At 62.4% G+C, this 23,283-nt stretch carries 24 protein-coding genes and 2 pseudogenes; 15 read left to right on the forward strand and 11 right to left on the reverse strand.

What is annotated here, in order from left to right; all coding sequences use genetic code 11:
- Window positions 1-66: 66 nt before the first annotated feature.
- The gene (locus BREU_RS08245) at window positions 67-1,425 is read left to right on the forward strand and encodes an MATE family efflux transporter (protein ID WP_044090418.1); all 1,359 of its coding nucleotides are present in this window, start codon (window positions 67-69) and stop codon (window positions 1,423-1,425) included.
- Between the two features lie 179 nt (window positions 1,426-1,604).
- On the opposite strand, the gene BREU_RS08250 is transcribed toward BREU_RS08245, so the two are convergent.
- Window positions 1,605-2,225 carry an NADPH-dependent F420 reductase gene (locus BREU_RS08250; RefSeq protein ID WP_044090399.1) on the reverse strand — a complete coding sequence of 207 codons (621 nt, stop codon included), beginning with the start codon at window positions 2,223-2,225 and terminating at the stop codon, window positions 1,605-1,607.
- A gap of 265 nt (window positions 2,226-2,490) precedes the next feature.
- Here BREU_RS08250 and BREU_RS08255 point away from each other — a divergent pair, with 265 nt between their 5' ends.
- From BREU_RS08255 to BREU_RS08265, 3 genes are all read left to right on the forward strand, one after another.
- Complete coding sequence (locus tag BREU_RS08255) at window positions 2,491-3,018, forward strand: PadR family transcriptional regulator (protein ID WP_044090397.1); 528 nt, start codon at window positions 2,491-2,493, stop codon at window positions 3,016-3,018.
- 166 nt (window positions 3,019-3,184) lie between these two features.
- Window positions 3,185-3,796, forward strand: a complete 612-nt coding sequence (locus BREU_RS08260) for an endonuclease III domain-containing protein (RefSeq protein WP_081886635.1) — start codon at window positions 3,185-3,187, stop codon at window positions 3,794-3,796.
- 144 nt (window positions 3,797-3,940) lie between these two features.
- The gene (locus tag BREU_RS08265) at window positions 3,941-4,945 is read left to right on the forward strand and encodes an AEC family transporter (protein ID WP_044090392.1); all 1,005 of its coding nucleotides are present in this window, start codon (window positions 3,941-3,943) and stop codon (window positions 4,943-4,945) included.
- Between the two features lie 75 nt (window positions 4,946-5,020).
- On the opposite strand, the gene BREU_RS08270 is transcribed toward BREU_RS08265, so the two are convergent.
- The gene (locus tag BREU_RS08270) at window positions 5,021-5,827 is read right to left on the reverse strand and encodes a carboxymuconolactone decarboxylase family protein (protein WP_044090383.1); all 807 of its coding nucleotides are present in this window, start codon (window positions 5,825-5,827) and stop codon (window positions 5,021-5,023) included.
- Window positions 5,828-6,061: 234 nt separating this feature from the next.
- On the opposite strand from BREU_RS08270, the gene BREU_RS08275 reads away from it, so the two are divergent.
- From BREU_RS08275 to BREU_RS08290, 4 genes are all read left to right on the forward strand, one after another.
- A complete protein-coding gene (locus tag BREU_RS08275) occupies window positions 6,062-6,637 on the forward strand; it encodes a TetR/AcrR family transcriptional regulator (protein WP_140463180.1) in 576 nt (191 codons plus the stop codon).
- 129 nt (window positions 6,638-6,766) lie between these two features.
- Entirely contained in the window at window positions 6,767-7,648 is an 882-nt protein-coding gene (locus BREU_RS08280; protein WP_044090380.1) for a LysR family transcriptional regulator, read from the forward strand.
- 808 nt (window positions 7,649-8,456) lie between these two features.
- A complete protein-coding gene (locus BREU_RS08285) occupies window positions 8,457-8,936 on the forward strand; it encodes a flavodoxin (RefSeq protein ID WP_044090378.1) in 480 nt (159 codons plus the stop codon).
- A 178-nt stretch (window positions 8,937-9,114) separates the two neighbouring features.
- Window positions 9,115-9,513: a cupin domain-containing protein gene (locus BREU_RS08290; RefSeq protein WP_044090389.1), complete on the forward strand. Its 399-nt coding sequence runs from the start codon at window positions 9,115-9,117 to the stop codon at window positions 9,511-9,513.
- Window positions 9,514-9,552: 39 nt separating this feature from the next.
- Here the strand turns inward: BREU_RS08290 and BREU_RS08295 are convergent, their stop codons facing one another.
- The gene (locus tag BREU_RS08295) at window positions 9,553-10,344 is read right to left on the reverse strand and encodes an ABC transporter permease (RefSeq protein ID WP_044090377.1); all 792 of its coding nucleotides are present in this window, start codon (window positions 10,342-10,344) and stop codon (window positions 9,553-9,555) included.
- Window positions 10,341-11,299: pseudogene (locus tag BREU_RS12670) on the reverse strand (ABC transporter ATP-binding protein). The gene BREU_RS08295 and the pseudogene BREU_RS12670 overlap by 4 nt, the downstream one beginning before the upstream one ends.
- Window positions 11,300-11,485: 186 nt before the next feature.
- On the opposite strand from BREU_RS12670, the gene BREU_RS08310 reads away from it, so the two are divergent.
- The 3 genes from BREU_RS08310 to BREU_RS08320 all read left to right on the forward strand — a co-directional run bounded on the left by BREU_RS08310 (window position 11,486) and on the right by BREU_RS08320 (window position 14,084).
- On the forward strand, window positions 11,486-12,181 hold the full coding sequence (locus BREU_RS08310; RefSeq protein WP_044090375.1) for a response regulator transcription factor: 696 nt from the start codon (window positions 11,486-11,488) through the stop codon (window positions 12,179-12,181).
- Window positions 12,182-12,302: 121 nt separating this feature from the next.
- Window positions 12,303-13,304, forward strand: coding sequence for a sensor histidine kinase (locus BREU_RS08315; RefSeq protein ID WP_052382090.1), 1,002 nt, complete (start codon window positions 12,303-12,305; stop codon window positions 13,302-13,304).
- 114 nt (window positions 13,305-13,418) lie between these two features.
- Window positions 13,419-14,084 (forward strand): DedA family protein, encoded by a 666-nt coding sequence (locus tag BREU_RS08320; protein WP_044090374.1) that lies wholly within the window; start codon window positions 13,419-13,421, stop codon window positions 14,082-14,084.
- A gap of 220 nt (window positions 14,085-14,304) precedes the next feature.
- Here BREU_RS08320 and BREU_RS08325 read toward each other — a convergent pair whose 3' ends face one another.
- Window positions 14,305-15,210 carry a LysR family transcriptional regulator gene (locus BREU_RS08325; RefSeq protein WP_044090373.1) on the reverse strand — a complete coding sequence of 302 codons (906 nt, stop codon included), beginning with the start codon at window positions 15,208-15,210 and terminating at the stop codon, window positions 14,305-14,307.
- Window positions 15,211-15,366: 156 nt separating this feature from the next.
- On the opposite strand from BREU_RS08325, the pseudogene BREU_RS08330 reads away from it, so the two are divergent.
- Window positions 15,367-16,734 (forward strand): annotated as a pseudogene (locus BREU_RS08330) (MFS transporter).
- A 48-nt stretch (window positions 16,735-16,782) separates the two neighbouring features.
- On the opposite strand, the gene BREU_RS08335 reads toward BREU_RS08330, so the two are convergent.
- Both BREU_RS08335 and BREU_RS08340 read right to left on the reverse strand, forming a co-directional pair.
- On the reverse strand, window positions 16,783-17,298 hold the full coding sequence (locus BREU_RS08335) for a type II toxin-antitoxin system VapC family toxin (protein ID WP_044090371.1): 516 nt from the start codon (window positions 17,296-17,298) through the stop codon (window positions 16,783-16,785).
- Window positions 17,298-17,660 carry a type II toxin-antitoxin system RelB/DinJ family antitoxin gene (locus BREU_RS08340; protein ID WP_044090369.1) on the reverse strand — a complete coding sequence of 121 codons (363 nt, stop codon included), beginning with the start codon at window positions 17,658-17,660 and terminating at the stop codon, window positions 17,298-17,300. The genes BREU_RS08335 and BREU_RS08340 overlap by 1 nt, the downstream gene beginning before the upstream one ends.
- 159 nt (window positions 17,661-17,819) lie before the next feature.
- On the opposite strand from BREU_RS08340, the gene BREU_RS08345 reads away from it, so the two are divergent.
- Window positions 17,820-18,662 carry a methyltransferase domain-containing protein gene (locus BREU_RS08345; protein ID WP_238567035.1) on the forward strand — a complete coding sequence of 281 codons (843 nt, stop codon included), beginning with the start codon at window positions 17,820-17,822 and terminating at the stop codon, window positions 18,660-18,662.
- On the opposite strand, the gene BREU_RS08350 is transcribed toward BREU_RS08345, so the two are convergent.
- From BREU_RS08350 to BREU_RS08360, 3 genes are all read right to left on the reverse strand, one after another.
- Window positions 18,646-19,416 (reverse strand): sugar O-acetyltransferase, encoded by a 771-nt coding sequence (locus BREU_RS08350; protein WP_081886633.1) that lies wholly within the window; start codon window positions 19,414-19,416, stop codon window positions 18,646-18,648. The two genes, BREU_RS08345 and BREU_RS08350, sit on opposite strands and share 17 nt — an antisense overlap.
- A 216-nt stretch (window positions 19,417-19,632) precedes the next feature.
- Entirely contained in the window at window positions 19,633-19,848 is a 216-nt protein-coding gene (locus BREU_RS08355; protein WP_044090367.1) for a TetR-like C-terminal domain-containing protein, read from the reverse strand.
- A gap of 137 nt (window positions 19,849-19,985) precedes the next feature.
- Complete coding sequence (locus BREU_RS08360) at window positions 19,986-20,507, reverse strand: NAD(P)H-dependent oxidoreductase (RefSeq protein ID WP_044090366.1); 522 nt, start codon at window positions 20,505-20,507, stop codon at window positions 19,986-19,988.
- Between the two features lie 293 nt (window positions 20,508-20,800).
- Between BREU_RS08360 and BREU_RS08365 the strand changes: the two genes are divergently transcribed.
- Both BREU_RS08365 and BREU_RS08370 read left to right on the forward strand, forming a co-directional pair.
- Window positions 20,801-21,334, forward strand: coding sequence for a MarR family winged helix-turn-helix transcriptional regulator (locus BREU_RS08365; RefSeq protein WP_044090384.1), 534 nt, complete (start codon window positions 20,801-20,803; stop codon window positions 21,332-21,334).
- A gap of 26 nt (window positions 21,335-21,360) precedes the next feature.
- On the forward strand, window positions 21,361-22,812 hold the full coding sequence (locus BREU_RS08370; RefSeq protein ID WP_044090365.1) for a DHA2 family efflux MFS transporter permease subunit: 1,452 nt from the start codon (window positions 21,361-21,363) through the stop codon (window positions 22,810-22,812).
- 84 nt (window positions 22,813-22,896) lie between these two features.
- Here the strand turns inward: BREU_RS08370 and BREU_RS12405 are convergent.
- A partial coding sequence (locus tag BREU_RS12405; protein ID WP_238567037.1) for a transposase occupies window positions 22,897-23,283 on the reverse strand: 387 nt, incomplete at its 5' end.

Genomic DNA, 23,283 nt, shown 5'->3' on the forward strand with positions numbered 1-23,283 from the left:
CTTGCATGCCCCGCATACCGGTCACGACGTCCAGTACAGGACTGACGGGGGAGTAGGATGGCCGCCGTGAAACAGGTTCAGGGCATCAAACGAGCAAGTGCGGACGCGAAATACCGGCAGATGACCGAGCAGCCGATACCGTCGTTGATTCTGCGGCTTTCGCTGCCGGCTGTCGTCTCCAACCTGGTGACCACCGCGTACAACCTGACCGACACGTTCTTCATCGGACAGCTCGGCACCGCGCAGTCCGGTGCCATCGGCATCGCCTTCTCCATCATGACCATCCTGCAGGCGATTGGTTTCTTCTTCGGCAACGGTGCCGGCAACTCGATGAGCCGCGAACTCGGCAAGCGCAACAATGAACGCGCCTCCCGGTTGCTGGCGCTGGGATTCGCCGGAGCCGTGCTTTCCGCGCTGCTGATCGCTCTGATCTGCCTCGCCATGCTCAGGCCCTTGGTGATGATGCTTGGCTCCACCAGTACCATCGCACCCTATGCCGTGCAGTATCTGACGCCTATTCTGGTCGCGGCGCCCTGCGTATGCGGTTCCTTTGCGCTCAACGGACTGCTCAGATATCAAGGCCAATCCGCGTTCGGCATGATCGGGCTGGTCAGTGGCGCTCTGCTCAATTTCCTGCTCGCCCCGCTGTTCATTTTCGTACTTGACTTGGGAATTTTCGGGGCGGGACTCGCCACCGGCATCTGCCAGACCGTGAGCTTTATCATCCTGACCACGATGAGTGCCCGATTTGGCGTGCTGAAGCTCTCCCTGCGCAACTGCCGGCCGGATATGCTGTTGGTGCGCGAGATCATCGGCGGCGGTTTGCCTTCGTTGGTTCGTCAGAGCGCCGGATCCATTGCCGCCACATGCGTGAACATCGCAGCCAACCCGTTCGGTGATGCGGCGATCGCCGGCATGGCCATCGTGATGCGCATCATGCTCGGGGTGAATTCGGTGATTATCGGTCTGGGGCAGGGATTCCAGCCGGTATGCGGCTACAACTATGGGGCAGGAAAGTTCGCCCGTGTGCGTGAGGGCTTCTGGTTCTGCGTGAAGCTGTCCACCTGCATACTGTTGGTGCTTGGAGCGGCCATCTGGCTGTCCTCGCCGCAATTGGTGGAGATCTTCCGTTCCGATCCGGCGGTGGTCACGGTGGGCGTGGCTGCCCTGCATTTCCAATGCCTGACCGTGGCGCTCAACGGCATGAACATGATGGGCAATATGATCAGCCAGACGATGGGGAAGACGGGTATGGCGTCATTCCTCGCCGTATGCCGCACCGGCCTGTACTTGGCGCCGGTGGTGCTGGTGCTGCCGCACTTCTTCGGGGTGACTGGCGTGGAGGTGGCGCAGACCGTGTCCGACATCCTGACCTTCGCCACCACCGTTCCGTTCATGCATCGCATCCTGCGCGAGCTGCGTTAGTGTCCGCTGTGATACGACAAAGGGCGTTGGCAGCGGAAGACAAGGGTGCCCCTGTGCATTCGGGCAAGCGATTGGGCTGCGCGAACGCACAGGGGCACTGTCATGGGCACTTGTCATGCGGATACCGTGTACCAGATATCGGTGATATCGGCTCCGCGCGTGCGTTGTGGGATAAGTGATTACTTTACGACCTTGAAGCCGGCGGTCCACGGGGTTTGCTCGGTGACGCCCAGGATGATCTGCAGCGCGCCGTAGCCCTCGAGGTACTGTGCGCGCTTCAGGGCGCCGGCATCCACGGTCTTGAGTCCGGCGGCCTCGATGAAGGCGGCCACGGACTTCTTGGCAGCCTCATCATCGGCGGCGAGCTGCACCACGGTCGGTGCGCCGTCGTTCTCACCGGTGGCCAGCGTAGCGGCGAAGGTGGTGTTGAACGCCTTGACCACGCTAGACTGCGGAAGCTTGGCGGCCACGTACTCGGCAGCGGACTTGGCGCCTTCCGGCAGGGCGAGGTCGAAGGTGGTGAAATCGATCGGGTTGGAGACATCCACCACGGTCTTGCCGGCGAGCTGGTCGGCGTAGGCGGCGATCGCCTCGTCGTAGGCGGGGAAGGGCAGGGCCAGGACGACGATGTCGCCGGTGATGGCGGCCTCGCCGAACTTCGCGCCGGTTACGCCCTCGGCTGCGGCGGTGGCCTTATCGGGGTTGCGGTCGATGACCTGGACGTTCGCGCCGCCCTTGACGGCGATGCCCGCCACGGCGGATCCGATGTTGCCTGCGCCGAAGATGGTGATGTTTGCCATGATGTGTTCCTTTCGATGATGAAAGCCTATTGCCTTGTTGGTTAGATTGTCGGCGAATGTCGCTGCGTCTGGTGCTGTGACCGGTCTGCGATGTTCGCGTTGATGCCAGTATGCACCTCACGTTGATATATTTCAAGCTGAGATATATCAATAAGATTTATGTCGGTCGCGAAATCGCTGTATTTCCAACGGTTTTGAGGGGTTTATTAACCGTGGCTTGCGGCGTGTCGTTCTGAAATATCTCAGTCTGAGGTATCATGAACGCATGAATATTGTGGAAATCATGACGTTGGGCTTCCTTTCCGAGGAGCCGTTGTGCGGCTACAGGCTGCGCAAGAAGATGGAGCAGCTCCAGGGATACAACCGCGCCTTCAGCGACGGCACGCTCCATTCGGTCACCAGCAAGTTCGTCAAAGCCGGCTATTTGGGGGAGGCGTTCAATGTGGTCAATGGGCGCCGTCTGCGTGAGTTTCACCTTGAGCCGGCGGGTCGTGAGAAGCTTATCGAGGAGCTGAAGAGTACGAGCGGGTATATGCTCAGCGACATCACCAAATGGGCGGTGGTGATGTCCTTCCTGTCCGTCATCCCCGATGTCGCTGATCGCAATGCCGTACTGCGGCGTCGGCTCGATCTGCTGGATTCGGATGTGCGGCGCATGTACAGCGACGGCGAAGGGCCAATCGACAACGAAAGTCTGACCGACAAGTACCGTATCGCCATCACCGAGATCCATGACGCCGAAATCGCCGCCGAACGCGCCTGGCTGGTCAAGGAGCTCGGCGTTGACGAGTGACGTGACGCCTGTGGGGCCTGCGGGAATCGCGAAATCCGTAAGCCCTGTGGAATCCGCGGGACAATCCGTGACGCAACCCGTAAGGCCTAGGCGGCATGGCGTGCGCCGGCGGGCCGAGGCTTCTCGGGTGCCGACGCCGGACGACCTGGAACGACTGTTCCACACAATGATGGAGTCGATGGGGCCGACCGGCTGGTGGCCGGCCGAATCCCTCTACGAGATCATGGTCGGGGCGGTGCTCATCCAGAACGCCTCCTGGCGTAACGCCGACCGGTCGCTCGACGCCCTACGCGCCGCCGATGCACTCGATCCTCACGCCATCGCGGACATGGACAACGAACGACTCCAGGACCTCATCCGCCCGTCCGGGTTCTTCCGGAACAAGTCGCGTGCGTTGCAGGCGGTCACCCGGTGGTACCTCGATCGATGCGGCGGCGACCCCGGGCGCGTGGCCGGAGCACCGGACGACGAATTGCGTGCGGAGATGCTGGGACTGTTCGGCATCGGCAACGAAACCGCCGATGATCTGCTGCTCTACGTCTTCGATCGCCGGGCGTTCATCGCCGATACCTACTCCCGCAGGCTGTTCCGGTTTCTCGGGTACGACGTGCCGGACGGGTATCCGGCATTCCGCGCGATCTACCATCCGATAGCGCTCGCCAGCGGGCTCACCGTGGCCGATTGCAAGGAATTCCACGGGCTCATCGACGAATACGGCAAGCAGTACCGCGATGACGAGGCCAAGGCCGGGTCCTTCCTTGCCGGGTGGCGGGCCTGAGGTCGGCGGGCCTGAGGATTGTGAACCTGAGTATGGCGGGCCTGCCGGTGAGGTGATGGCTGTCCAGATGCATGCCTTACATAGTCGCGGATGGTGTTGCGGGATTTTGCGGGCGTTGCGGAATCCACGAGAGTGAGGAGCGTTGTGGGACAGTTCGGCGTGATGGTCGGCCAGCTGGTCGGTTTTCTCATCATGTTGATGGTGGGATACGGATGCGTGCGTCTGCGCTTCTATGGCAAGACGGCGCTGGACGGCATGTGCTCGCTGCTGCTCAACGTGCTTATCCCGGTGCTGGTGTTCTCGAACGCCGTGGATGGCACTGACCGCTCGCATCTCGAGGCCAACTGGGGTGTGATGCTGCTCACCGCCTTGATGTACGGCCTGCTCATCCTCACGTTCTGGGCATTCGCGCATCTCTTGCGGCTCACAGGCTCGCGCAGCCATGTCTTCCAGGCATCGCTAGTGTTCGGCAACGCCGGATTCATCGGTATCCCGCTCATCATGGCGCTGTGGCCGCGGGAGGGCGCGATCTATGTGGCGTTGATGTCGATCATCGACCAGACGCTGCTGTGGACGTATGGCGTCTGGCTGTGCGAGCCGGTTCGGCCCGCGGTTGGGGGCACCGGGAAAAACCTGCCTGCCGCGTCGCGCCCCTCGCTGGGTTCACGCGCGCTCGGGCTGCTCCGCCGGTTCGACAACCCGGCGTTCATCGGCGTGATGGTTGCGCTGGCCCTGATTCTGCTTGGCGTCAAAGTGCCTGAACTCATCCTGAAGCCGCTGCACACCATCGGTGCCATGGCGACGCCGATGTCGCTGATATACCTCGGCGGCCTGTTTGCTCTGACCAAGTGGTGGGGCGTACTGCGCCGCTACGAACTGTATGCCGGACTGGTCGCCAAGATGATCGCCTTCCCTCTCGCGTTCTACGCGCTGCTGACGTGGGCGGTTGGCGCGTTGCCATTCGCCGTGCCGGTCACCCATGACATGATCCTCATGATCACGGTGATCGCCGGGCTGCCGACCATGACCACCATCGCGATGTTTACCGGCCGCAAGAACAACATGCCCGAATACGCAGTCGGCTTTGTACTGGTCAGCACCCTGTTCTCGCTGGTGTCGCTGACCATTGTCTCTGCGGTGGTGTTCTAGAAAATCGTTGACGAAGCGACTACCCCTCAGACCCGCCGGGCCAGCTCCCCTGACAAGGGGAGCCAATAACGACAATCAGTCCTGCGACGCCGCGTCGATGCAGCGCAGCGCGTTGAGGGTGCGCGGGTAGCCGATGTACGGCAGGCACTGCGACGCCACGGCGATGAGAAAGTGACGGTCGTTGCCGATGCGCATATTGGCGCGGGCATGGCTGGTGAGCTGCGGATCGCACCCGCCCTGCGCGGCCAGGAAGCAGAACGTGATCATCTCGCGCTGCTTGAGATCGAGCCCGGTGCGCGTGTAGTAGTCGCCGAAGCAATTGGCTGCCAGCCAGCGGTTGACATGACGCTTATCCTCAGGACCGGACTTGTAGAAGTCCTTCATACCGTCGCCGAAGATATCCACCTGCGCCTGCGTGCCGGCCTCCCGCCGTGTTTCCGGTGTGGTGGTGGCCTGCGAGGGCAGCGGCAGTTCGACGCCGCGCTCGCGCAGGATGTCGTTCAGTGCGGCGATGAACGGGTAGACTCGCGCGATGCCCAGATATGCCACGGCCTGATAGGTCGCTTCCTTGATTTCCACAGGCGTGAGTCCGGCGATGAGCGCCGCCGGCACGATGCCGCGGAATTCGGTGAGGCTCTGGCTGCCGAGCAGCGTGGCCAGAATCGCCAGATAGCGTGTGTGGTCGTCCAGATCGTTGACACCGGGCTCGTTCGGCACTTCGTCAAACGCGAAGTTCTCGATGATTCGGGCCAGATCCGGGTCGTCGCGGCGCAGCAGCTCCGAATCCGGGAAGAACGTGCGATGATAGGCTTCTGCGGCGGGGGAGATGCCGCTGGGCTGTTCCGCTGATTGATCGTGTTCCGTGGTGCTGTGTTCCGTCATGGTGCGTCCTTCTATCGTCAATTCGTCATCAACACAGCGTATGAGCATGCGTGCCATGCCGCAATTGCCTGCCGAGTATCAACGGTGATGCTTGGCAGGCATGGTCGGGCTGCCTCATGCTGCCTCATGCTGGCTCAGCCATGCCATTTCAGCTTGGACGCTTCGGCCTAGTCATTGCATTGGATGATACCTGTTGAGGACGAATGTACCCATTTTCGGGTAATGTCTGCCGATATGGAGAAGAGCAGCACCGCGCCACACCGTCGCAACGACCCCGAGCGCAAGCAGCACATCATCGATGCGTGCCTCACGGTCATCGCCGAACGCGGGGTGGCGGGAACCTCGCACCGGGTGGTGGCCGCCGAGGCCCATGTGCCGCTGGGGTCCATGACCTACCATTTCGACGGCATGCACGATCTGCTGCATCAGGCGTTCGACCAGTTCGCCGATCGGTCCATCGCCGCGTTCCGCGCGAGGATGGACGCGGCGACCAATGCCGACGAAGCCTGTGAGGCCATTGCCGCCAGCATCGAACATGATGTGCTCGCCACCCAGCGGGACATGAACATCAACCTTGAGTTCTATGCGCTGGTCGCCCATGACGAGTCATTCCGCGACATCAGCAGTCGTTGGATGACAGCCACGCAGGAGGCAATGGGCCGGTTCTTCGACCGTGAGACCGTGGTGCTGTTGGATGCCATGATCGAAGGGCTGACATTGCACCGCGCCCTCGGCGGCGAGCCGCGCGATTCGGATGCCGTCTTACGGAGCGTCCGACTCGTGGCCATCGGCAACGACCGGTCGGCGTAATCGCTTCGTAGTGCTCGCGATGGCATAATAACGCCCAGTCAACAGCCCCAGCCGGTGGATGTGCTGCCCGCGCTGTGCAACCCGCGCTACTCTTGAGAAAAGACGTACATGGGACTGGGGAAAACGACTATGGAACTGCGGGTGCTCAGATACTTCCTCGCCGTGGCCGAGGAGGGCAACATCACATGGGCTGCGGAACTGTTGCAGATTTCGCAGCCCACGCTCTCACGACAGTTGAAGCAGCTCGAGGATGAGCTGGGAGTCACCTTGTTTACCCGCGGGCGCCACAACATCACCCTCACCCGGGAGGGGCGGCTGCTGCGCGACCGTGCTCAGGCAATCGTGGAGCTGACCGACAAGACCGAACGCGAGGTTTCGAATGGCTGTAGCGGGGAACTCGACGGCGAGATCTCGGTAAGTTGCGGTGATGTGCGCGCCGTGGAATACCTGACCGCGCGCATGGCCGCATTTCGCCGATTGCACCCTCATGTCCGGTTCGTCATGGTCTCCACCACCGCCGACGTGATTCAGGAACGGTTGGATCAGGGCCGGAGCGACGTGGCGCTGATGACCGAACCGGTGGATGTGGCCCGGTTCGACTTCATGCGGTTGGACGCTGCGGACGAGTGGGGCGTCATGGTTCGCGACGATGATCCGCTGGTATTAGCCGGTGCCAGAACAGTCCGTCCCGAGGACTTGGTGGACCGACCGTTGCTGATGCCGTTCAGACCGCAGGTGCGCGCCGAACTGCTCAGCTGGTTCGGTCCTTTGCGTGACAAGGTGCAGCTCGCGTGCATCTTCAATCTGCCGCTCAACGCGGCGATGGCCGTACGACAGGGTGTGGGTGCCGCGTTGTGCTATGACGTGGGCCAGGTCGGCGAAGGATTGCGGTTCCTGCCACTGGCCCCGCATCTGGAAGCCAGGTCGGTGGTGGCGTGGAAGCGCAGCAGTATGCATGCCCCCGCCGTCGAGGCGTTCATCGCGTTCCTGCGCGAGGGCCTCGCGCAGTAGGCGGCGAGTGCGGTTGTGTGCAGATGCGTTCGGCTGAGGTTGTGCTGCCGCGTGATTGTTGCGTGTGACAGCTGGGGCGCGTCTGCCGTGACTGTCGCATGCAACGATTGACGTTGCGTCCCGCGTTGTCACCGCGTTGTCACGGCGTTGCCCCGTGTGAAGGGTCCACAAAAGACACGGAAAGGCCCAGAAAGGCCCCTAAAGACATGGTTGCTGAGTTGTTGCCGAGTGATGAATAGTCTAATCGTCCTGATTCCCAGTCTATTCCCAGACTGTTTGCACGCTGTGTGAAGTTGGATGCTGTTATATAGGAACCACGGCCGCAATGGCCGCGACAATTGAACTTCTTCCTCTCTTCTCCTTTCCAAGCCCGGCCTTACGGTCGGGCTTTTCCTTTGCCGGCCGAAATGAGACGACGGATGACGATGTATGTGTGGGTATGTGGGGAAGATGCCCCGGCCCATGCCGACGCCGGATCATGCCATGGCCGGGTCGATGTGAGTGGAGAAAGATGTGAGGGAATGTGCTCAACGGCCGGTGAATGTCGGGCTATAGGAGCTGATGTGGTGCTCTAGGCTCCTGAATCGCATCAACATAGCTATGGCAGTACGCATCGGGGATCTGCTGCCATGCCTGCAGGACATGCTCGCTTATCGCGGATAACTATTGGACAGAGAATCCATGCGCGCCATAATCGAAGGTGAAGCGGGACTGGTCCGCGCATCTGCAGGTGCGCGGCGCATCAGGCGCGCGCCGATCGCGTACCTGTCGAGTGGCGCTGCCCCGCTTTTTCAGGAAAGGAATCGATATGGGCAAGCGAATTCTGGTTACGTATTTCTCTGCCACCGGCACCACGAGGGCCGTGGCCGAACGATTGGCGAAGGCCGCCGGCGCGGATATCGAGGAGATTGTGCCGGCAGAGCCGTACACTGCCGCCGACGTGGACTGGCGGGATCCGAACAGCCGGTCCAGTGTGGAGCACCAGCACCGTGAAATGCGTCCCGAACTTGCGCATTCCATTGACATCACGCCGTACGATGTGGTGTTCGTCGGTTATCCACTGTGGTGGGAGACCGCGCCGCGCGTGGTGCGCACCTTCCTCGAGAGCGAGGATTGGTCGGGCAAGACCATCGTGACGTTCGCCACGTCCGGCTCCAGCATTCGCGGCGCCGACGGCGTGCAGCTGCATGACTCCGCGCCGGCCGCACACTGGATCGCGGGCCGTCGCCTCGCCGCGAACGTCAAGGAATCCGAACTCGACAAGTGGGTCGCAGGACTGGATCTGTGACTGTCGGCCGGCAATCTGGTCGCTGCTGAATCGTCCGATGTCGATCTGTCTGTTCTCGAATGGCTGTCGAACCTGCATCTACCTCGCGGGACGGAGCCTGCCGGAAGTTGCATGCAGGCAGTGCAGGCGACGATTCGGAAAACAAAACGATAACGAAGAAAGTGAGCACAACATGACGATGGACAATCCGAGCGCCTTCCCGATGGGCAAACCGAACGACGCCTATGCCCAGTATTTCGAAGGCCAAAGCTATCTCGCGCCGCTTGCCGGCGACGATCAGGTGAACGTGGCGAACGTGACCTTTGAGCCTGGATGCACGAATCACTGGCACATTCATCATGGTGTCTGCCAGATTCTGCTGGCGGTGGGCGGCCGCGGCTACTACCAGATCGAGGGGCAGGCTCCGGTGGAGCTCAAGCCGGGCGATGTGGCCTATATCCCACCGGAGACCAAGCACTGGCATGGGGCTGCGCCGCATGAGGCGTTCGCGCATGTGGCCATTATGCCCAAGGCCGAAGGCGCCTCGAACGAATGGCTCGAACCGGTGGACGAGGAGGAATACCGCCGTCTGGCGTAGCCTCCCATCCATCCAACCCAGCGATTGTTGTCTCTCGGCTTATCGCATCGACGGCGGCTTGTACTGGTCGTCGGCGGTGAAGCAGGTGCGGTAGACCATGGCCATGATGAGGCTGTCGGCCACCAGTGTCAGCGCCGCGATGGCGTCGAACACCACGAACTGGTATTTTGCCGCTTCGAGCGGGTCGCCTCCGGCGATCACCTGACCGGCCATCATGCCTGGGATGGTCACGATGCCGCAGGACGCCAATGTGGCCGTGGTGGGCAGCAGCCCCAAGCGAATCGAGGAGACGATGGACGGGCGCGCCGCCTCCCAGGCGGTGGCACCCAGTGCGAGCATCGTGTCGATCTCGTCACGTCGCTCGTCCATGCTCTCGTAGAACCGGCTCAACCCGACCGCCAGCGCGGAGACCGTGTTGCCCAGCAGCATGCCGGTCAGCGGCACCACGAGCTGCGGCGCGTACCACGGGTGAGGCCGCACCACGAGCTCGGTCACCAGCGAGATCATGAGCAGCATCGTGATGGTCAGACTCAGGAGCACCGGGCCTGCCAGCCCCTTCGGCACGCCTTTGGCGCGCGACAGCGTGATCTGCACGGCGGCCACCAACATCACGGCGATCACCGCGAACACCAGCCACACATTGTTCGCGCGGATTACATAGCCGACCACGAATCCCATCGCGCACAGCTGCAGCAACGCACGGCAGGCGGACCATAGCAGCGTCTTGCCGATGTTGATGCGCATGAGCTCGCTGATGCCCGCGGCGACGGTCACCATCGCCAGCGCCACGAGGAGGCCCCAGATATCGATGTCATAGGCGTTGCCGCTCATGCCCGTGCCCTCCTTGCCGTCGTGCCCGGAACCGAGGTCGTGCTGATCACTGCGCCCGCCGCCGTGCCCGCCTCCGTGGGTGCCGAGCTCGCATCCAGCACGCCATCCGCAAGGGTGACGATGCGACTGGCACGCCCGTCCGGCGGCCGATGCCTGATGCGCACGATCGCCATGCCGCGAGCCGCCGCGGTGGCCATGATGTCCGCCACTTTCTCGGCGTTCTCGTCGTCCAGACCGGCGTCCACCTCGTCCGCAAGAAGCACCTTCGGTCCGGTCAGCAGCGTGCGCGCCAGCGAGACGCGGGCCGCCTGACCTCCGGAGAGGTCGTGCGGCGGACGATCGAGATCGATGTCGTCGCACCCCATGGCGTCCAACGTCATGCGGATGCGCTGATCCGGCAACAGCCGGCGGGCCTGCTCCTCGTTGTTTCGAAACAGTGCGATGAACTTCCGCCCGATGCCGATATGTCCGATTCGTCGTCCGGCTTTGACGGTCGTCCCCGCATCGACGTTACCATCGCCACCGTCGCCGCGCGCCTGCATCCCATCTGCGCTCTTGTCGGCATCAGCAGCTGCGGTCCCGGCATCGCCGCCATCGGCCGCGCCCTCCGCGTCGGCCTGATGGACAGACTGAACGGCAGACGTATCGCCTCAGCGACGGTCCGCCCCGGCAGAATCGGCTTCTGCGGCAGATACGCCACCTCGCGCCGCCACTGCTGCGGCGTGAAATCGTTGGCATCCCGCCCTTGCAGGGCAAGAACGCCGGTCGCATGCGGATTCAGCCGGGCGAACGCGGTCAGCAGACTGCTCTTGCCTGAACCGGACGGCCCCACCAGATCGACGATCTCGCCCGCCGTGATTGCGAAGGACAGCCCCTCGAAGATCACACGGTCGCCATCGGCGGACGGCACGGTGCATCCCACCCGTTCGGCGGTGAAAACGTTGGTCCTATTCATAGTCCGCACGTTACGTCGATGGTGGGCTGGCGGGCCAATCCGCACGCGTTTCTTAGCGCAGCCTAAGTAGTTTGGATGTCTGATATAACCGTAGAAACAGGCCTGTTCCGGTGTGCCGCCGGACAGATGCGCCCGATGTGGAGACATGGGCGATGCGAACGATGCGGAAAGTGCAGGGAACGGACGATGGGTGATTACGCGACAGACCCCGAACGGCTCATGCTGCCGTCGGTGCTGTTCATCGAAGACGACCCCAATCTCGGCGCCATGACGGCGGAGATGCTCGGCGTCGACTACCGGATCGATTGGGTGCAAACCATCACCGAAGCACAGCGGCGACTGAACGAGGACAGATACGATGCGCTCGTGGTGGACCGCAGGCTCCCGGATGGCGACGGACTGGACCTGGTCCGCCGAATCCGCGGCGGCGGCATCGCCACGCCAGCGCTGATCCTCACCGCGCTCGCCGAAGTGGACGACATCGTGGACGGACTCGATGCCGGCGCCAACGACTACCTGACCAAGCCGTTCCACTTCGTCGAGCTTGAGGCCCGGCTGCGCGCGCTGCTGCGCGGATTCCACGCGCAAGTCGCCAGCGTGATGATCGGTGACTGGTTGCTCAAGCCGGAATCGAACGTCATTGAGGACCCGGACGGACGCACCGTGCCGCTGACCGACGTGGAATCCAAGCTGCTCGCCACGCTCGCCTCTGCACCGGACCATGTGTTCGGGCGCGAGGAGCTGCTGCGCAACGCCTTCTCGGCGGGCAGCGACATCGGCGCTGTGGACGTGTACGTGTCGTACGTGCGCGGCAAAACCACCCGCGGCATCATCAGCACCGTGCGCGGCCGAGGGTATCGTATCGGCAGTCCGCGGGATTGACGGTGGGCGCCGTGGCGGACGGGCGCAATGGCGGACGGGCTCGCGCGGAATCGTCCGGCCTGTGCGGGCTGGTCGTCCCATACCAGGGCAGCCGATCAAACGGAATCAATAAGGAATGATGATGAAGACGAAGAACGACGGCGTACGCAAACCCGGTTCCGGCAATGTGGCAGGCCTGATCAGTCTGCGCATGACCGTGGCCATGACGGCGATCACCGTGCTGGGCGGCATCCTGTTCGTGCTCGGCGTGCTGCTCGGATCGCGGCATGAGTTCGCCGAACGCGGGCTTGACCCGAATGCCATGTCGGTCACCGCGCAGTACGGCTCGGGCATGATGGTCATCGACACGCGCAAGGCCGTGGCGTTCACGCTGCTGTTCGTGCTTGGCGTGATCGCCGCCGTGGCGCTGATCGGACGATACTACTCGCACAAGGAGGTTGCGCCGCTCGAGCACGCCTTCGAGCTGCAGAAGGATTTCGTGGCGGACGCCAGCCACGAGCTCAAGACACCGCTGGCCGTGATCGCCACGCGCATCGACCTCATCGACTTCCGCCGCGCCCACGGCCAGCCCATCGACGGCGTGCTTGACGATCTGCGCGGCGACGTGGACCGCATGAACGCCATCATCACCGACCTGCTGGTGGCCGCGCGCGGGGCGGTCAACGCAGAACCGGTGACGCTCGCCGGTGTGATCGACCAGTCCGTGGAGGCGGTCCGTCCGCTTGCCGACAAGCAGCAGGTGCGGGTCGCGACCCGCATCGACGGGAACCCGTCCCGGTTCGTCGTGCGCGGCAACGCTGTGGGGCTCTCGCGTTGCCTCGTCGCCGTGTTGGACAACGCCATCGCCCATGCGCCGGAAGGTTCCGACGTCACGGTCTCGCTTGGTTACCACCATCACAGTGACGTGGCCATCCGCGTGACCGATCACGGCACCGGCATCGGCGCGGATCCGGAGCGACTGTTCCGCCGCTTCGCCCGGGATGACGATGGTACTGCCCATCAGGGGTACGGTCTGGGTCTGGCGCTCGCCCGCGACGTGGCGAACCGGTATGATGGCACGCTCGACGTGGAATCGACATCCGCCGAAGGTACCACCATGCTCATCACCCTGCCCCTGGCCTAGTGTCCTGCTGCAGAAGTTCGTTGATTATCATTTGGTTCCTTTGGCAAAGGGAGCCGAAAGATACCGCCTGTCTTCTTAGTGGCGGTTAAGCGGGCGCACCGTAGCGTGTAGGACATGAACATCGCAACAATTACGCAATGCCCGGTCTCCACGGGCGGATTCATCGGCGCCATCACCGAATGGCTTGTCGGACTCATGTCGGTGATGGGCTGGCTCGGCACCGGCATCGCCGTGTTTCTGGAGAACCTGTTCCCGCCGATTCCCAGCGAAGTCATCCTGCCGCTTGCCGGCTTCACCGCCGCCCAGGGGCGCATGACGCTGGTCGAGGCCATCGCCGGCGCCACCGCCGGTTCGGTGATCGGCGCGCTGGTGCTGTACGCGATCGCCTACGCCATCGGCGCCGCACGCATGCGCCGCCTGTTCGACTGGATGCCGCTGACCGACGCTTCCGACATCGACAAGGCCAACGACTGGTTCGCGCGTTATGGGCTGGCCTCCGTGCTCATCGGCCGTGTGATTCCGATTGTGCGGTCGCTGATCTCCATTCCGGCCGGCATCGCCCGTACGAATCTGGCGAAGTTCACACTGCTGACCGCGCTGGGATCGGCCGTTTGGAATACGATTCTCGTGATGGCCGGGTATCTGCTCGGCGCCCAGTGGTGTTCGATCCTCGGGTTCCTCGACAAATTCCAGTACGTCGTCGCCGCGATCGTGGTGGCGCTGGTGGTCTGGTACGTGGTGGTCAAGGTCCGGGCCCATATGGCCACGGCCGACGAGTGACATGGTAATGGGGAGAACGGATGATGCGGCTGGAGGCGGAAGGGTATGCGCGACAGATTCGTCATGGGTCTGGTGGTCTGTCTCACTAATAATTGAGGGTTTCAGATTCTGCCTCTCACCCAGTCAGCTTCGCTGCCAGCCCCCTCATAGGGGCAATACCACTCAGGCAATTACGAGACAGGCACTATGGTGCGCCCGCGTTGGATGGTCCCAAGAGGATTCAGCCAGCAGTCGGTCTCGACTTGCTGAGCTCACGGATGCGGTCGATGAAGGCCGTGACGGCGGGGGAGGGGTCCCGTGGGTAGAGCAGGCCGTAGTCGAGGCCGATGGGTTCGGGCCAATCGACCGGCACGTTGACCAGCTGCGGATGGACGTCGTCCCACATCGGCTTCGAGATGAGCAGGTCGCCGGACTGGGCGCATTCATTGAATGTATCGAGGTCGTAGTGATCGATGTTCACGAGCTCGATGGCGGGATGCCGTTCCAGTAGATCCCGCGCCCGGTCGTTGCCGCCATGATGCCGACTGAGCAGGTGAAGGCGGGTGCCTTCAAGGTCCGGCAACGACACGAATGGCTTGCGGGCGAGTGCGTGGTCTCGCGGCACCGCCACGCATAATGGCTCCCGATCGAGCGTGAGCGTGCCGCAGACATCGCCCCAATAGGCGGCGTCGAAGGCGGTGGCGATCATGTCGACGGACTCGCCGAGATGGGTGATGAGACTGTCGATGGTTTCGGTGTCATCCGGCATCGAAACCAGTTCCAGGCGGATCTGCGGGTGACGGCCGGCGTCCCGTTGCCACAGGTCAAGGATGCGTCGGCCGGATCGCAGTATGGAGACGCCCAGACGGACGGGCGCGGCCTCCGAGACCGCGCGGCGTTGCGCCTTGCGCAGCATCTCCCGGCACTGGCGCCGAATCATGATGGCGTCTTCGATGAAATCCGCCCCGGTTTCGGTCGGCGTCACGCCGCTACGCGAACGGGCGAACAGCGTGAGACCGTATTCCCGCTCGAACGTGTTGATCTGTTTGGCCAGTGCGGGAGTGGACATGTTCAGCCGTCGTGCCGCATGCGCGAAACTGCCCGTCTCCGCCGCCGCGATGACGGCGTCCAGTCGTTTGTCGTACATTGCCGATGACCTGACCTATGCCTTGGTGTTCCTGGTATAAACCTGTGGTTTATACACCATAAACCACAATCATTAATACAGTACGATATCGCAAGCTTTATCCATCGTATACTGTCGCAGGCAATAACTCATGGTATATGAATGGAGGGGTAACAAGTGCAGTCGTCTACGCGGTATTCGTCCGTCCCGACCACGGCCGCGGCGGCCATCGCCTCGTTCCTGGTCGGTATGGACGTGCTCATCGTCAACGTGGCGTTGCCGACCATCACGGCCGAACTGGGCGGTGACATGGCCACCCAACAATGGGTGGTCGATGGATACAGCCTGCTGTTCGCCGCGCTGCTGCTGTTCGCGGGCAATCTCGCCGACCGCTGGGGAGCCAAGCGTGTGTTCGCCGCCGGGGCCGTGCTGTTCGCTGCGGCCTCGCTGTTCAGCGCGTTCGCGTGGTCGATGATGGCGTTGGTGGTCGGCCGCTGCCTGCTCGGCGTGGCGTCGGCGTTGATTCTGCCCGCTTCGATGTCCTTGATTAACGAGGCCAATCCGGACCCGAGAAGACGCGCGTGGGCGCTGTCGCTGTGGGGTGCGGGCGGTGCGTCCGCATCGGCGGTGGGTCCGCTGCTCGGCGGTTTGCTGACGCCGATTCACTGAAGTCTGGTGTTCGCGATCAACGTGCCGTTCTGCCTGCTGGTGCTGGCGCTTACACTGCGCATCGCACCGTCGCCGAAACGTATCACGCGGTTCGACTGGGTGGGTCAGGCGCTCGCGTTGGTGGGGTTGACGGTGCTCATCGCCGGCATTATCGAGGTGGGGGCGTTGGGTGTCGCTTCGCCCGTCGCGCTCGGTCTGCTGGTCGCCGGCGTGGCTGGGCTGGTGCTGTTCGTGTTCTCGCAGTCGAAGGTCGCCGTGCCGATGATGCCGCTTGGACTGTTCCGGGTGCGCGGCATGCAGGTCGCGCTCATGATCGGTTTCGTCATGATCTTCAACTGGTACGGGATGGTGTTCATCTGCACGATGTTCCTGCAGAACGAGCTGCATATGGGCGCATTCGCGGCCGGACTGGTGTTCGTGCCGTCCGCGTTCGTGACGATACTCGGCAATCTCATCGGCGGGCAGATCATCAACGCGCGTGGCTCGAAATTCTCGATCACATTGGGCTTGGGTATCATGATCGTCGGCTTCCTCATCGAATTCGTGACCCCGGTGCCGATTCCGGTGTGGTTGATTGCGACCGGGCTGAGCGTCGTCGGATTCGGTGCGGCCATCACCACCCCGGCCGCCGCAGGTGTGGTACTGAAAAGCGTGGATTCGGCGCAGGCGGGCATCGCATCCGCCATGTTCAACACGTTCCGTCAGGTCGGCGGCGCATGCGGCGTGGCCGTGTTCGGCGTCGTGGCTACGTTCCTGCCCTCGCTCACATTCGCGTTGAGGGCCGTCTTCCTCGTTTCCGCCGTATTGCTTATATTTGTTTTGTCTTATGAGCTGGTGCGCTGGAATGATGGGGATGGGCGGATGATCGTCGCATAGTGCCTGGGTAAGGCGGAATCCATATCGTAAGCAATCCTGTTGCCGTTGTCAGAGGTCGTCGGATTCGTCATTTGCCGTGAAAGATTGCACGATATGGCTTGGGCTGACGCAGTATTCCGGGAAATGCTCGATCAGCTCGGCATCGGATGTAATGACGCAGTCCGCATCGGCCTGCCGTGCGGCCGCGATGATGAGATCGTCCTCGAAATCGTCATGCTTGGGGCGCAAGGCGAGGGCGTCATCGCAGGTCTGCTGGTCGATTGGCGCGATGTCGCATAATGCTCGTGCCTGCTCCACACAGCGCCACGGTACATGACGTACCAGCATGTGCAGGGTCTCGTTTTCCAGAGACGATTCTCCCTGCTTGAATTGTCTGCGAACCATCGCCTCGGTTATGTAGGCGATGTCTTTCAACGATGTCGAGGCGCACAGCAATGCCACATCATGGTTCGCGCATGTCTCCAGGGCGCGTCTTGCCTGCTGTGCGTGCCCGTCGCGTTGCAGCAGATGATCCAGCAGTACGTTCGTATCCAGAAGGACACGCTGGGGATTCAGATGCTCCATCAGACGCTCCTTGTCATGTTCAGATAATCATCGAGTTTCTGGTCGTATACATCTGCGCGAATGCCTTGCCGGGTCTGCCCGGCCAGAAGATTTGTGTCTTCGTCGATGACTCCTGCGCGCAGGAGTTCCTCTTGTATGAGTCCTGAAGAGGCGTCGATCATCGTGAGCCTGCGCATCCGGCGCTGCTTGCGGGCCTGTTCCTCCGTCGTCGTTTCCAGACGCGGTACCTGTCTTCTGTCGGCGATATAGCGCCATAGCGAACGTATCACATCGCTGGGGGAGACGCCCTGCTCGCGCAGCACCGTATCGACGTCATCCTTGAGCTTGTCATCGATGCGCACGTTCATTTGTGTCATTGTCATATCGGGCTCCTTCTCAAGCCGTATGTTGCTATACAGTATAGCAGCATACGTTATTCAGGGGCGCGCGGATTCGATTGAGGTCGGTCATTGCGGCTCATGCCGGGGATTTGCTGCCGGCGAGGCGGGCAGTCTGCAAGCGTCCGGAATGTGAACGGAATTATGGACTGTTTGTGGTCGGCGATTAGCGTCGGACGCATGGTCACATGGGATTCGGAACAGTATCTGCGGTTCAACCGTGAGCGCACGCAGCCGTCGCGTGATCTGGCGATGCAGCTGCCGCCCGACGACGGGACGGTCCGGCGCGTGCTCGACATCGGCTGCGGGCCGGGCAACAGCACGGCCGTGCTGCGCGAGCGCTATCCGCACGCCGAAATCCTCGGCGTGGACAGTTCGCCGGAGATGATCGAGGCCGCGCGCAAGGCGCATCCCGATATCGATTTCGCGCTGTGCGACGTGTCCGTGGAGTCCGGGGAGGCCGGAGACATCCTTGGCCTTGCCGATCTGCCGGATGACTTCGACGTGGTGTTCTCCAACGCCTGCATACAATGGGTGCCGGACCACAGCCACCTGATTCCGCGGCTGTTGGGACGCTTGCGTAAGGGCGGCGTCCTGGCCGTGCAGACGCCGATGAACTACGAGGAGCCGATTCACCGCATCATCGGCGAGATCGTCCATTCGCCGGCCTACGCCGACCGGCTTCCGCAGCAACGCGAGTTCTACAACCTCACGCCGCCTGAATACTGGGAACTGCTGCATACGTACGCCGCAACGTTCCGCATGTGGAAGACCACGTACATGCACACGCTTCCCTCGCATGAGGCCATCATGGACTGGTATCGCGGCACCGGTCTGCGCCCATACCTGCAGGCGTTGGCGACCGATGAGGAACGCCGGATGTTCGAGTCGGAGGTATTCGCCCGCGTGCGGGAGGAGTATCCGACCCAATCCGACGGCAGCATTATCTTCCCCTTCCCGCGCTTCTTCTTCACTGCGGTGAAATAGCTGGGGCGTCCGTCTCGACCTGCTCGATGACATGCGCGGGATTGCCGACCACGATCGCCCCTGCCGGCACGTCATGTGTGACGACCGCCGCCGCGCCGATGATTGCGCCGTCGCCGACCTTGACTCCTTGCAGCACGGTCGCGCCCGCGCCTATCCACACCCGTCGGCCGATGACGATTGGTCGGCATACCGTGGTGGCGCGACGGTAGGGATCCTTGAGATGGTTGATGGTGATGAGCTGCACGTTCGGGCCCAGGAACGAATTATTGCCGATGGTGATGCCCCCGCGGTCCATCAACGTGCAGCCCCAGTTGATGAACACGTTGCGGCCGATGGTGATGTTATGGCCGAAATCCGTGTAGAAGGGCGGGTTGAAGCGGAACGACGGGTCCACCGGATGTCCGACGATGCGTTCGAATAGCTCGTGTGCCTCCTCCGGCTCGTGCCAGCCGGTATTGAGCTCGGCGCACAGCCGTTTCGTCGTACCGATGATGGACGCGATCGCCTCGTATTCCGGTTCGTCCGGCGAGACCGGTTCGCCGCCGCGGTCACGGACGAGGATATTCAGGGCATGCGGGATGCCATGATGGTCCGGGGCCTGTTGAAGGTCTGAGGTGTGCTGAAGGCTCGGAGTGCTCCCAAGGCTTGAGGTGTTCGGAAGCGCGGCATCCGGATGATTCGCGTCTGGGCGCGTTCCAGGCGTTCCAGTTGGGCGGGCTGTGGGAGTGGGGAGGGCTTGGATTGTCCCAGTCATATGCGGTTCCTTATATTCACATGAGTGCGGTTCTTGCCTCCCATTGAATCGATATGCAGCTCATGCGTCCAATAGTGTCACGCGCGGCCGTGCAATGCCCTGAGGCTATGGCTGGAAAACGGGACGAAACATAAGTCAGCGACGAGGTCGACTTACGTTTCGTCCCGTTTTGGAGCGGCAAAGTGGGACGAAACGTAAGTCGGTGTCGTGTGAAACTTATGTTTCGTCCCGTTCGGGCATGCATCCGGTGCCGAATTCGGCGGCTGTGGCGACGCCGCGATGCATGAGCGCGGTCATGATGTCCGCCAATTCGTCGTCCGGAGCGTCCATATCGCCGCGCACCCATTGCTCGAGTACGGCGCAGATCGCGCCGGCCCAGAATCGGCTGGCATAGCGTGGGCCGATTTCGCGGGCCAAAGGACTGCGGTTCATGTTCTGCTGGATTGCGTCGATGATAAGACTTCCATATCCGGCTTCCAACAACAGCCGGTATTGCGGCGCGATGCGGCGGACCTCGCCGAGCGGCGCATCTGGGACTATTGCGCCCGGGTCTGCGAACCGTATCTCAATCAGGCGGACAGTGCTTCCTGATAGGCCTTGGTGGCGGCGGACAGCGCCTCATCGGTGATGCCGAAGGCGCCGAACGTCACGAACGGCTTGATCCAGGTGGCGCTCACGTAGTTGGCCGTGCCCTGGAAGGGGGTGAGCACCTGGTCGATGACGAACTTGTTGGAGCCGTCCGGCTGGTAGGCGGTCTCCGGGGAGCCGGTGGAGACGGCCACGCCGAATTCCTTGCCCTCGAAGGCGTGGCCTTCGGAACCGTATGCCCAGCCGTGCTGCAGCACCTCGTCCTCCCAGCTCTTGAGCAGCGCCGGGGAGGAGAACCAGTACAGCGGGAACTGGAAGACCACGCGGTCCGCTTCTTCGATGGCCTTCTGCTCGGCGGCCACGTCGATCTTGCCGTCCGGGTACAGCGCGTACTCGTCGCGAACGGTCACATTATCCAGTTTGGCGGCGGCCTCGGCTAGCGCCTTGTTGACGTGTGACTGGCCCTTGAGGTCAGGGTGGAACACCAGCACCAGAGTCTTCATGATGTGTATCTCCTTTTCTTGATGATGTTGTCGATGGCCTTCTGCGCCGGCAAATATATGCCGGCTAATTGCCATTCCGCTTACCAGTCTCGCAAATGACGCGCCCATCGGCGTTGCCTCTACGTCGTGGGCGAACGGCGGATGCCTGTTGCGGCTCATTCCAGCGTGCGATAGTCGTTCGCAGCCGGTTGTCCGGCGCCCTTATATAGTTACCTATAGTCATTATCTTTAGTAACTATATGGGGATTGTGATGACTGAAGATATGGATGCCGTCGCGGCAGTCGATGCGCATATGGGTGCACGAGCAGGCGCGCCCGCGAAACTGCCGGCGGAGTGCGTGCGGGTGCTGATGGACGCCTGCTGGAAGGCGAAGACCATCGCCGAACTCATGCCGGAACTGCCGCGCGGAATGAAACCACGATACGTGCACGTCATCGACGCGGTATGGCATATCAACGCCCCACACGGGCAGAGCACGGCCACGGCCCGCGTGGGCGATGTGAGCGCCTTCCTCGGCGTCACCACGCCCAGCGTGACCAAGCTCGTCGGCGAAATGGCCGAACGCGACCTGCTGGTCAAGCATGCGGACGACACCGATCGACGCGCGGTCACGCTCACCCTCACCGAACGGGGGCTGGCCATCCGCAAAGCGTATGTGGCGGACTATCACGCGCACCTGAGCGAACTGCTCGCCGCCATCACTCCGGAGGAATGCGAAACCGTCGCGCGCACGATAGCCAAGGCGCTGACCCTCATGCGTGAGGACGACTGGCAGGTGCCGCGGGGGAAGCAAGAACGGCAAGGAAAGGAAGACAGCGCATCATGAATCAACACCACACAACACAATCATCTATGGCAACGCAGCCGACGCAGCTCACGAACGGCGGCAAACAGCCGGTAGCACCCAAGCTCGTCGTCGCCGTGGTGGCGCTCGCCATCCTGACCTTCCTCGGCATCCTGTCCGAAACCTCGCTCAACATCGCCTACTCCACTCTCATGGAGGAATTCGGCATCGGAGCATCCGTGGTGCAGTGGCTCACCACCGGATACCTTCTGCTCCTGTCCGTGGCCATCCCCAGCTCGCCGTTCATGGTGCGCCGGTTCGCCACCCGCACCCTGTTCGTCGCGGCGGTCGCGATCTTCACCGCCGGCACAGTGATCGGTGCGCTCGCCGTGAACTTCCCGATGCTACTCGCCGCCCGACTCGTCATGGCGCTCGGCACCGGCATCTCACTGCCGTTGATCACCAACATCATTCTGGAGAAGGCGCCGCTCGAACAGCGAGGCGCGATGCTCGGCATCGTCAGCCTCGTCACCTGCGCCGCACCCGCCATCGGCCCGGTGTTCGGTGGCGTGGTGATGGAATGGCTCAACTGGCATTGGATCTTCTATACGATGCTGCCGTTCCTCGTGCTTTCATTCTTCCTCGGCATGGCTTCGGTGCCGGAGATCCGCCATCCCGGCGACGCCGAACACGCCACGATCAGCGTGCCCTCGCTGCTTCTAGTGGCGCTGGGGCTCGCCGGACTCATCGTGGCGGTCAGCTTCTTCGCCGAATGGAACGGCGACTGGCGGTTCTGGGCCACACTCGCAGCATCCGTGATGGTACTCGCCGTGTTCGTGGCCGCGCAGCTGAAGATGACGCATCCGCTCATCGAAGTGCGCGTATTCGGCTACGCCGGCTTCTCCTTGGGCATGCTTATCCTGCTCATGGCCTCCGGTGGCGTGCTGGGGTTGAACTTCCTGCTGCCGATTTTGCTGCAACGCGGTTTCGGCTTCGGCTCACTCGTCGCGGCGCTGATTCTGCTGCCGGGCGCAGTGGTCGGCGCCATCGCCGCGCCTCTGATCGGCGGCGCGCTCAAGAACCACTTCCCGCCGAAATTCATCCTGTGCGGCTTCGTCGGCGTCACGTTGATGGACATCGCGCTCATCGCCGGGCATGCCAACGTGTGGGTGGTCGCCGTCGCGTACGCGCTGTTCATGGCCTCGTCCGGCTTCGTACTCGTACCCGACCAGACGCATGCCTTGAACCAGCTGCCGGCCCGTCTCAACGCCGACGGTTCGGCCGTGCTGAACACTGTCCAGCAGCTGGCCGGCGCGATCGGCACCGCCGTGGCCAGCGCGCTGATCACGGAATTCGCCTCTTCAGCCGCGCGTTCCGGTGCCTCGGCCTCCGACTCGTATCTTCAAGGGTTCGCGTCGAGCATGTGGCCGATCGCCGGCATGGCGGTAGTCGGAGCCGTGATGGCTGCGCTCATGTTCCGCTTCTCCGTCCGCCGCGCCCCGGAACTGACCGAAGTGTGAGCGGCGCGCTCGTCGGCAGTGTCCCTGCAGTGCCTCTGCGCAAGCAGAGCCAACACACTCCGCGTGTCTCGTGCGTCGTCCGACTCATTTATCGTCATCTATAGTCATCATCCCATCTACAGGTGCGATAGCCGCGTTCCTCCGCGCATACGTCCTACGAAGAGAGATAAGAACGAGGCTTCTGCTGTTTTCGTGGGTTAGTTGGTGGGTTGGGGGTAGTCGGATGTCGAGGCCGCCGCATCGGAGCATGATCAGGCTGATGAGGTTGTCGACGTGGTGGAAGCCGTAGGCCATGCGGATGGTGACCTTGATGCGGTTGTTGAACGCCTCGAGCCTGGCGTTGGAGTACCCGAGTTCGATGGTGCGCAGGATGTCGGGGCGGCGTCTCCTGATCTTTTTGGAGAGTTCGGCGATTTCGGGGATGCGGCTGTGGGACGCCCAGAACACCCAGCGTTTGAGTTCCGCGGTGSC

Origin of the sequence: Bifidobacterium reuteri DSM 23975 (assembly GCF_000741695.1) — a bacterium.
GTDB lineage: Bacteria > Actinomycetota > Actinomycetes > Actinomycetales > Bifidobacteriaceae > Bifidobacterium > Bifidobacterium reuteri.

What these genes read in the sequence shown, in the direction of transcription:
- BREU_RS08250 (WP_044090399.1), bottom strand. Translation starts at nt 2,225, where the DNA reads ATGGCAAACATCACCATCTTCGGCGCAGGCAACATCGGATCCGCCGTG.
- BREU_RS08255 (WP_044090397.1), top strand. Translation starts at nt 2,491, where the DNA reads ATGAATATTGTGGAAATCATGACGTTGGGCTTCCTTTCCGAGGAGCCG.
- BREU_RS08260 (WP_081886635.1), top strand. Translation starts at nt 3,185, where the DNA reads ATGATGGAGTCGATGGGGCCGACCGGCTGGTGGCCGGCCGAATCCCTC.
- BREU_RS08270 (WP_044090383.1), bottom strand. Translation starts at nt 5,827, where the DNA reads ATGACGGAACACAGCACCACGGAACACGATCAATCAGCGGAACAGCCC.
- BREU_RS08275 (WP_140463180.1), top strand. Translation starts at nt 6,062, where the DNA reads ATGGAGAAGAGCAGCACCGCGCCACACCGTCGCAACGACCCCGAGCGC.
- BREU_RS08280 (WP_044090380.1), top strand. Translation starts at nt 6,767, where the DNA reads ATGGAACTGCGGGTGCTCAGATACTTCCTCGCCGTGGCCGAGGAGGGC.
- BREU_RS08285 (WP_044090378.1), top strand. Translation starts at nt 8,457, where the DNA reads ATGGGCAAGCGAATTCTGGTTACGTATTTCTCTGCCACCGGCACCACG.
- BREU_RS08290 (WP_044090389.1), top strand. Translation starts at nt 9,115, where the DNA reads ATGGACAATCCGAGCGCCTTCCCGATGGGCAAACCGAACGACGCCTAT.
- BREU_RS08295 (WP_044090377.1), bottom strand. Translation starts at nt 10,344, where the DNA reads ATGAGCGGCAACGCCTATGACATCGATATCTGGGGCCTCCTCGTGGCG.
- BREU_RS08310 (WP_044090375.1), top strand. Translation starts at nt 11,486, where the DNA reads ATGGGTGATTACGCGACAGACCCCGAACGGCTCATGCTGCCGTCGGTG.
- BREU_RS08315 (WP_052382090.1), top strand. Translation starts at nt 12,303, where the DNA reads ATGAAGACGAAGAACGACGGCGTACGCAAACCCGGTTCCGGCAATGTG.
- BREU_RS08320 (WP_044090374.1), top strand. Translation starts at nt 13,419, where the DNA reads ATGAACATCGCAACAATTACGCAATGCCCGGTCTCCACGGGCGGATTC.
- BREU_RS08325 (WP_044090373.1), bottom strand. Translation starts at nt 15,210, where the DNA reads ATGTACGACAAACGACTGGACGCCGTCATCGCGGCGGCGGAGACGGGC.
- BREU_RS08335 (WP_044090371.1), bottom strand. Translation starts at nt 17,298, where the DNA reads ATGGAGCATCTGAATCCCCAGCGTGTCCTTCTGGATACGAACGTACTG.
- BREU_RS08340 (WP_044090369.1), bottom strand. Translation starts at nt 17,660, where the DNA reads ATGACAATGACACAAATGAACGTGCGCATCGATGACAAGCTCAAGGAT.
- BREU_RS08345 (WP_238567035.1), top strand. Translation starts at nt 17,820, where the DNA reads ATGGACTGTTTGTGGTCGGCGATTAGCGTCGGACGCATGGTCACATGG.
- BREU_RS08350 (WP_081886633.1), bottom strand. Translation starts at nt 19,416, where the DNA reads ATGACTGGGACAATCCAAGCCCTCCCCACTCCCACAGCCCGCCCAACT.
- BREU_RS08355 (WP_044090367.1), bottom strand. Translation starts at nt 19,848, where the DNA reads ATGAACCGCAGTCCTTTGGCCCGCGAAATCGGCCCACGCTATGCCAGC.
- BREU_RS08360 (WP_044090366.1), bottom strand. Translation starts at nt 20,507, where the DNA reads ATGAAGACTCTGGTGCTGGTGTTCCACCCTGACCTCAAGGGCCAGTCA.
- BREU_RS08365 (WP_044090384.1), top strand. Translation starts at nt 20,801, where the DNA reads ATGGGTGCACGAGCAGGCGCGCCCGCGAAACTGCCGGCGGAGTGCGTG.
- BREU_RS08370 (WP_044090365.1), top strand. Translation starts at nt 21,361, where the DNA reads ATGGCAACGCAGCCGACGCAGCTCACGAACGGCGGCAAACAGCCGGTA.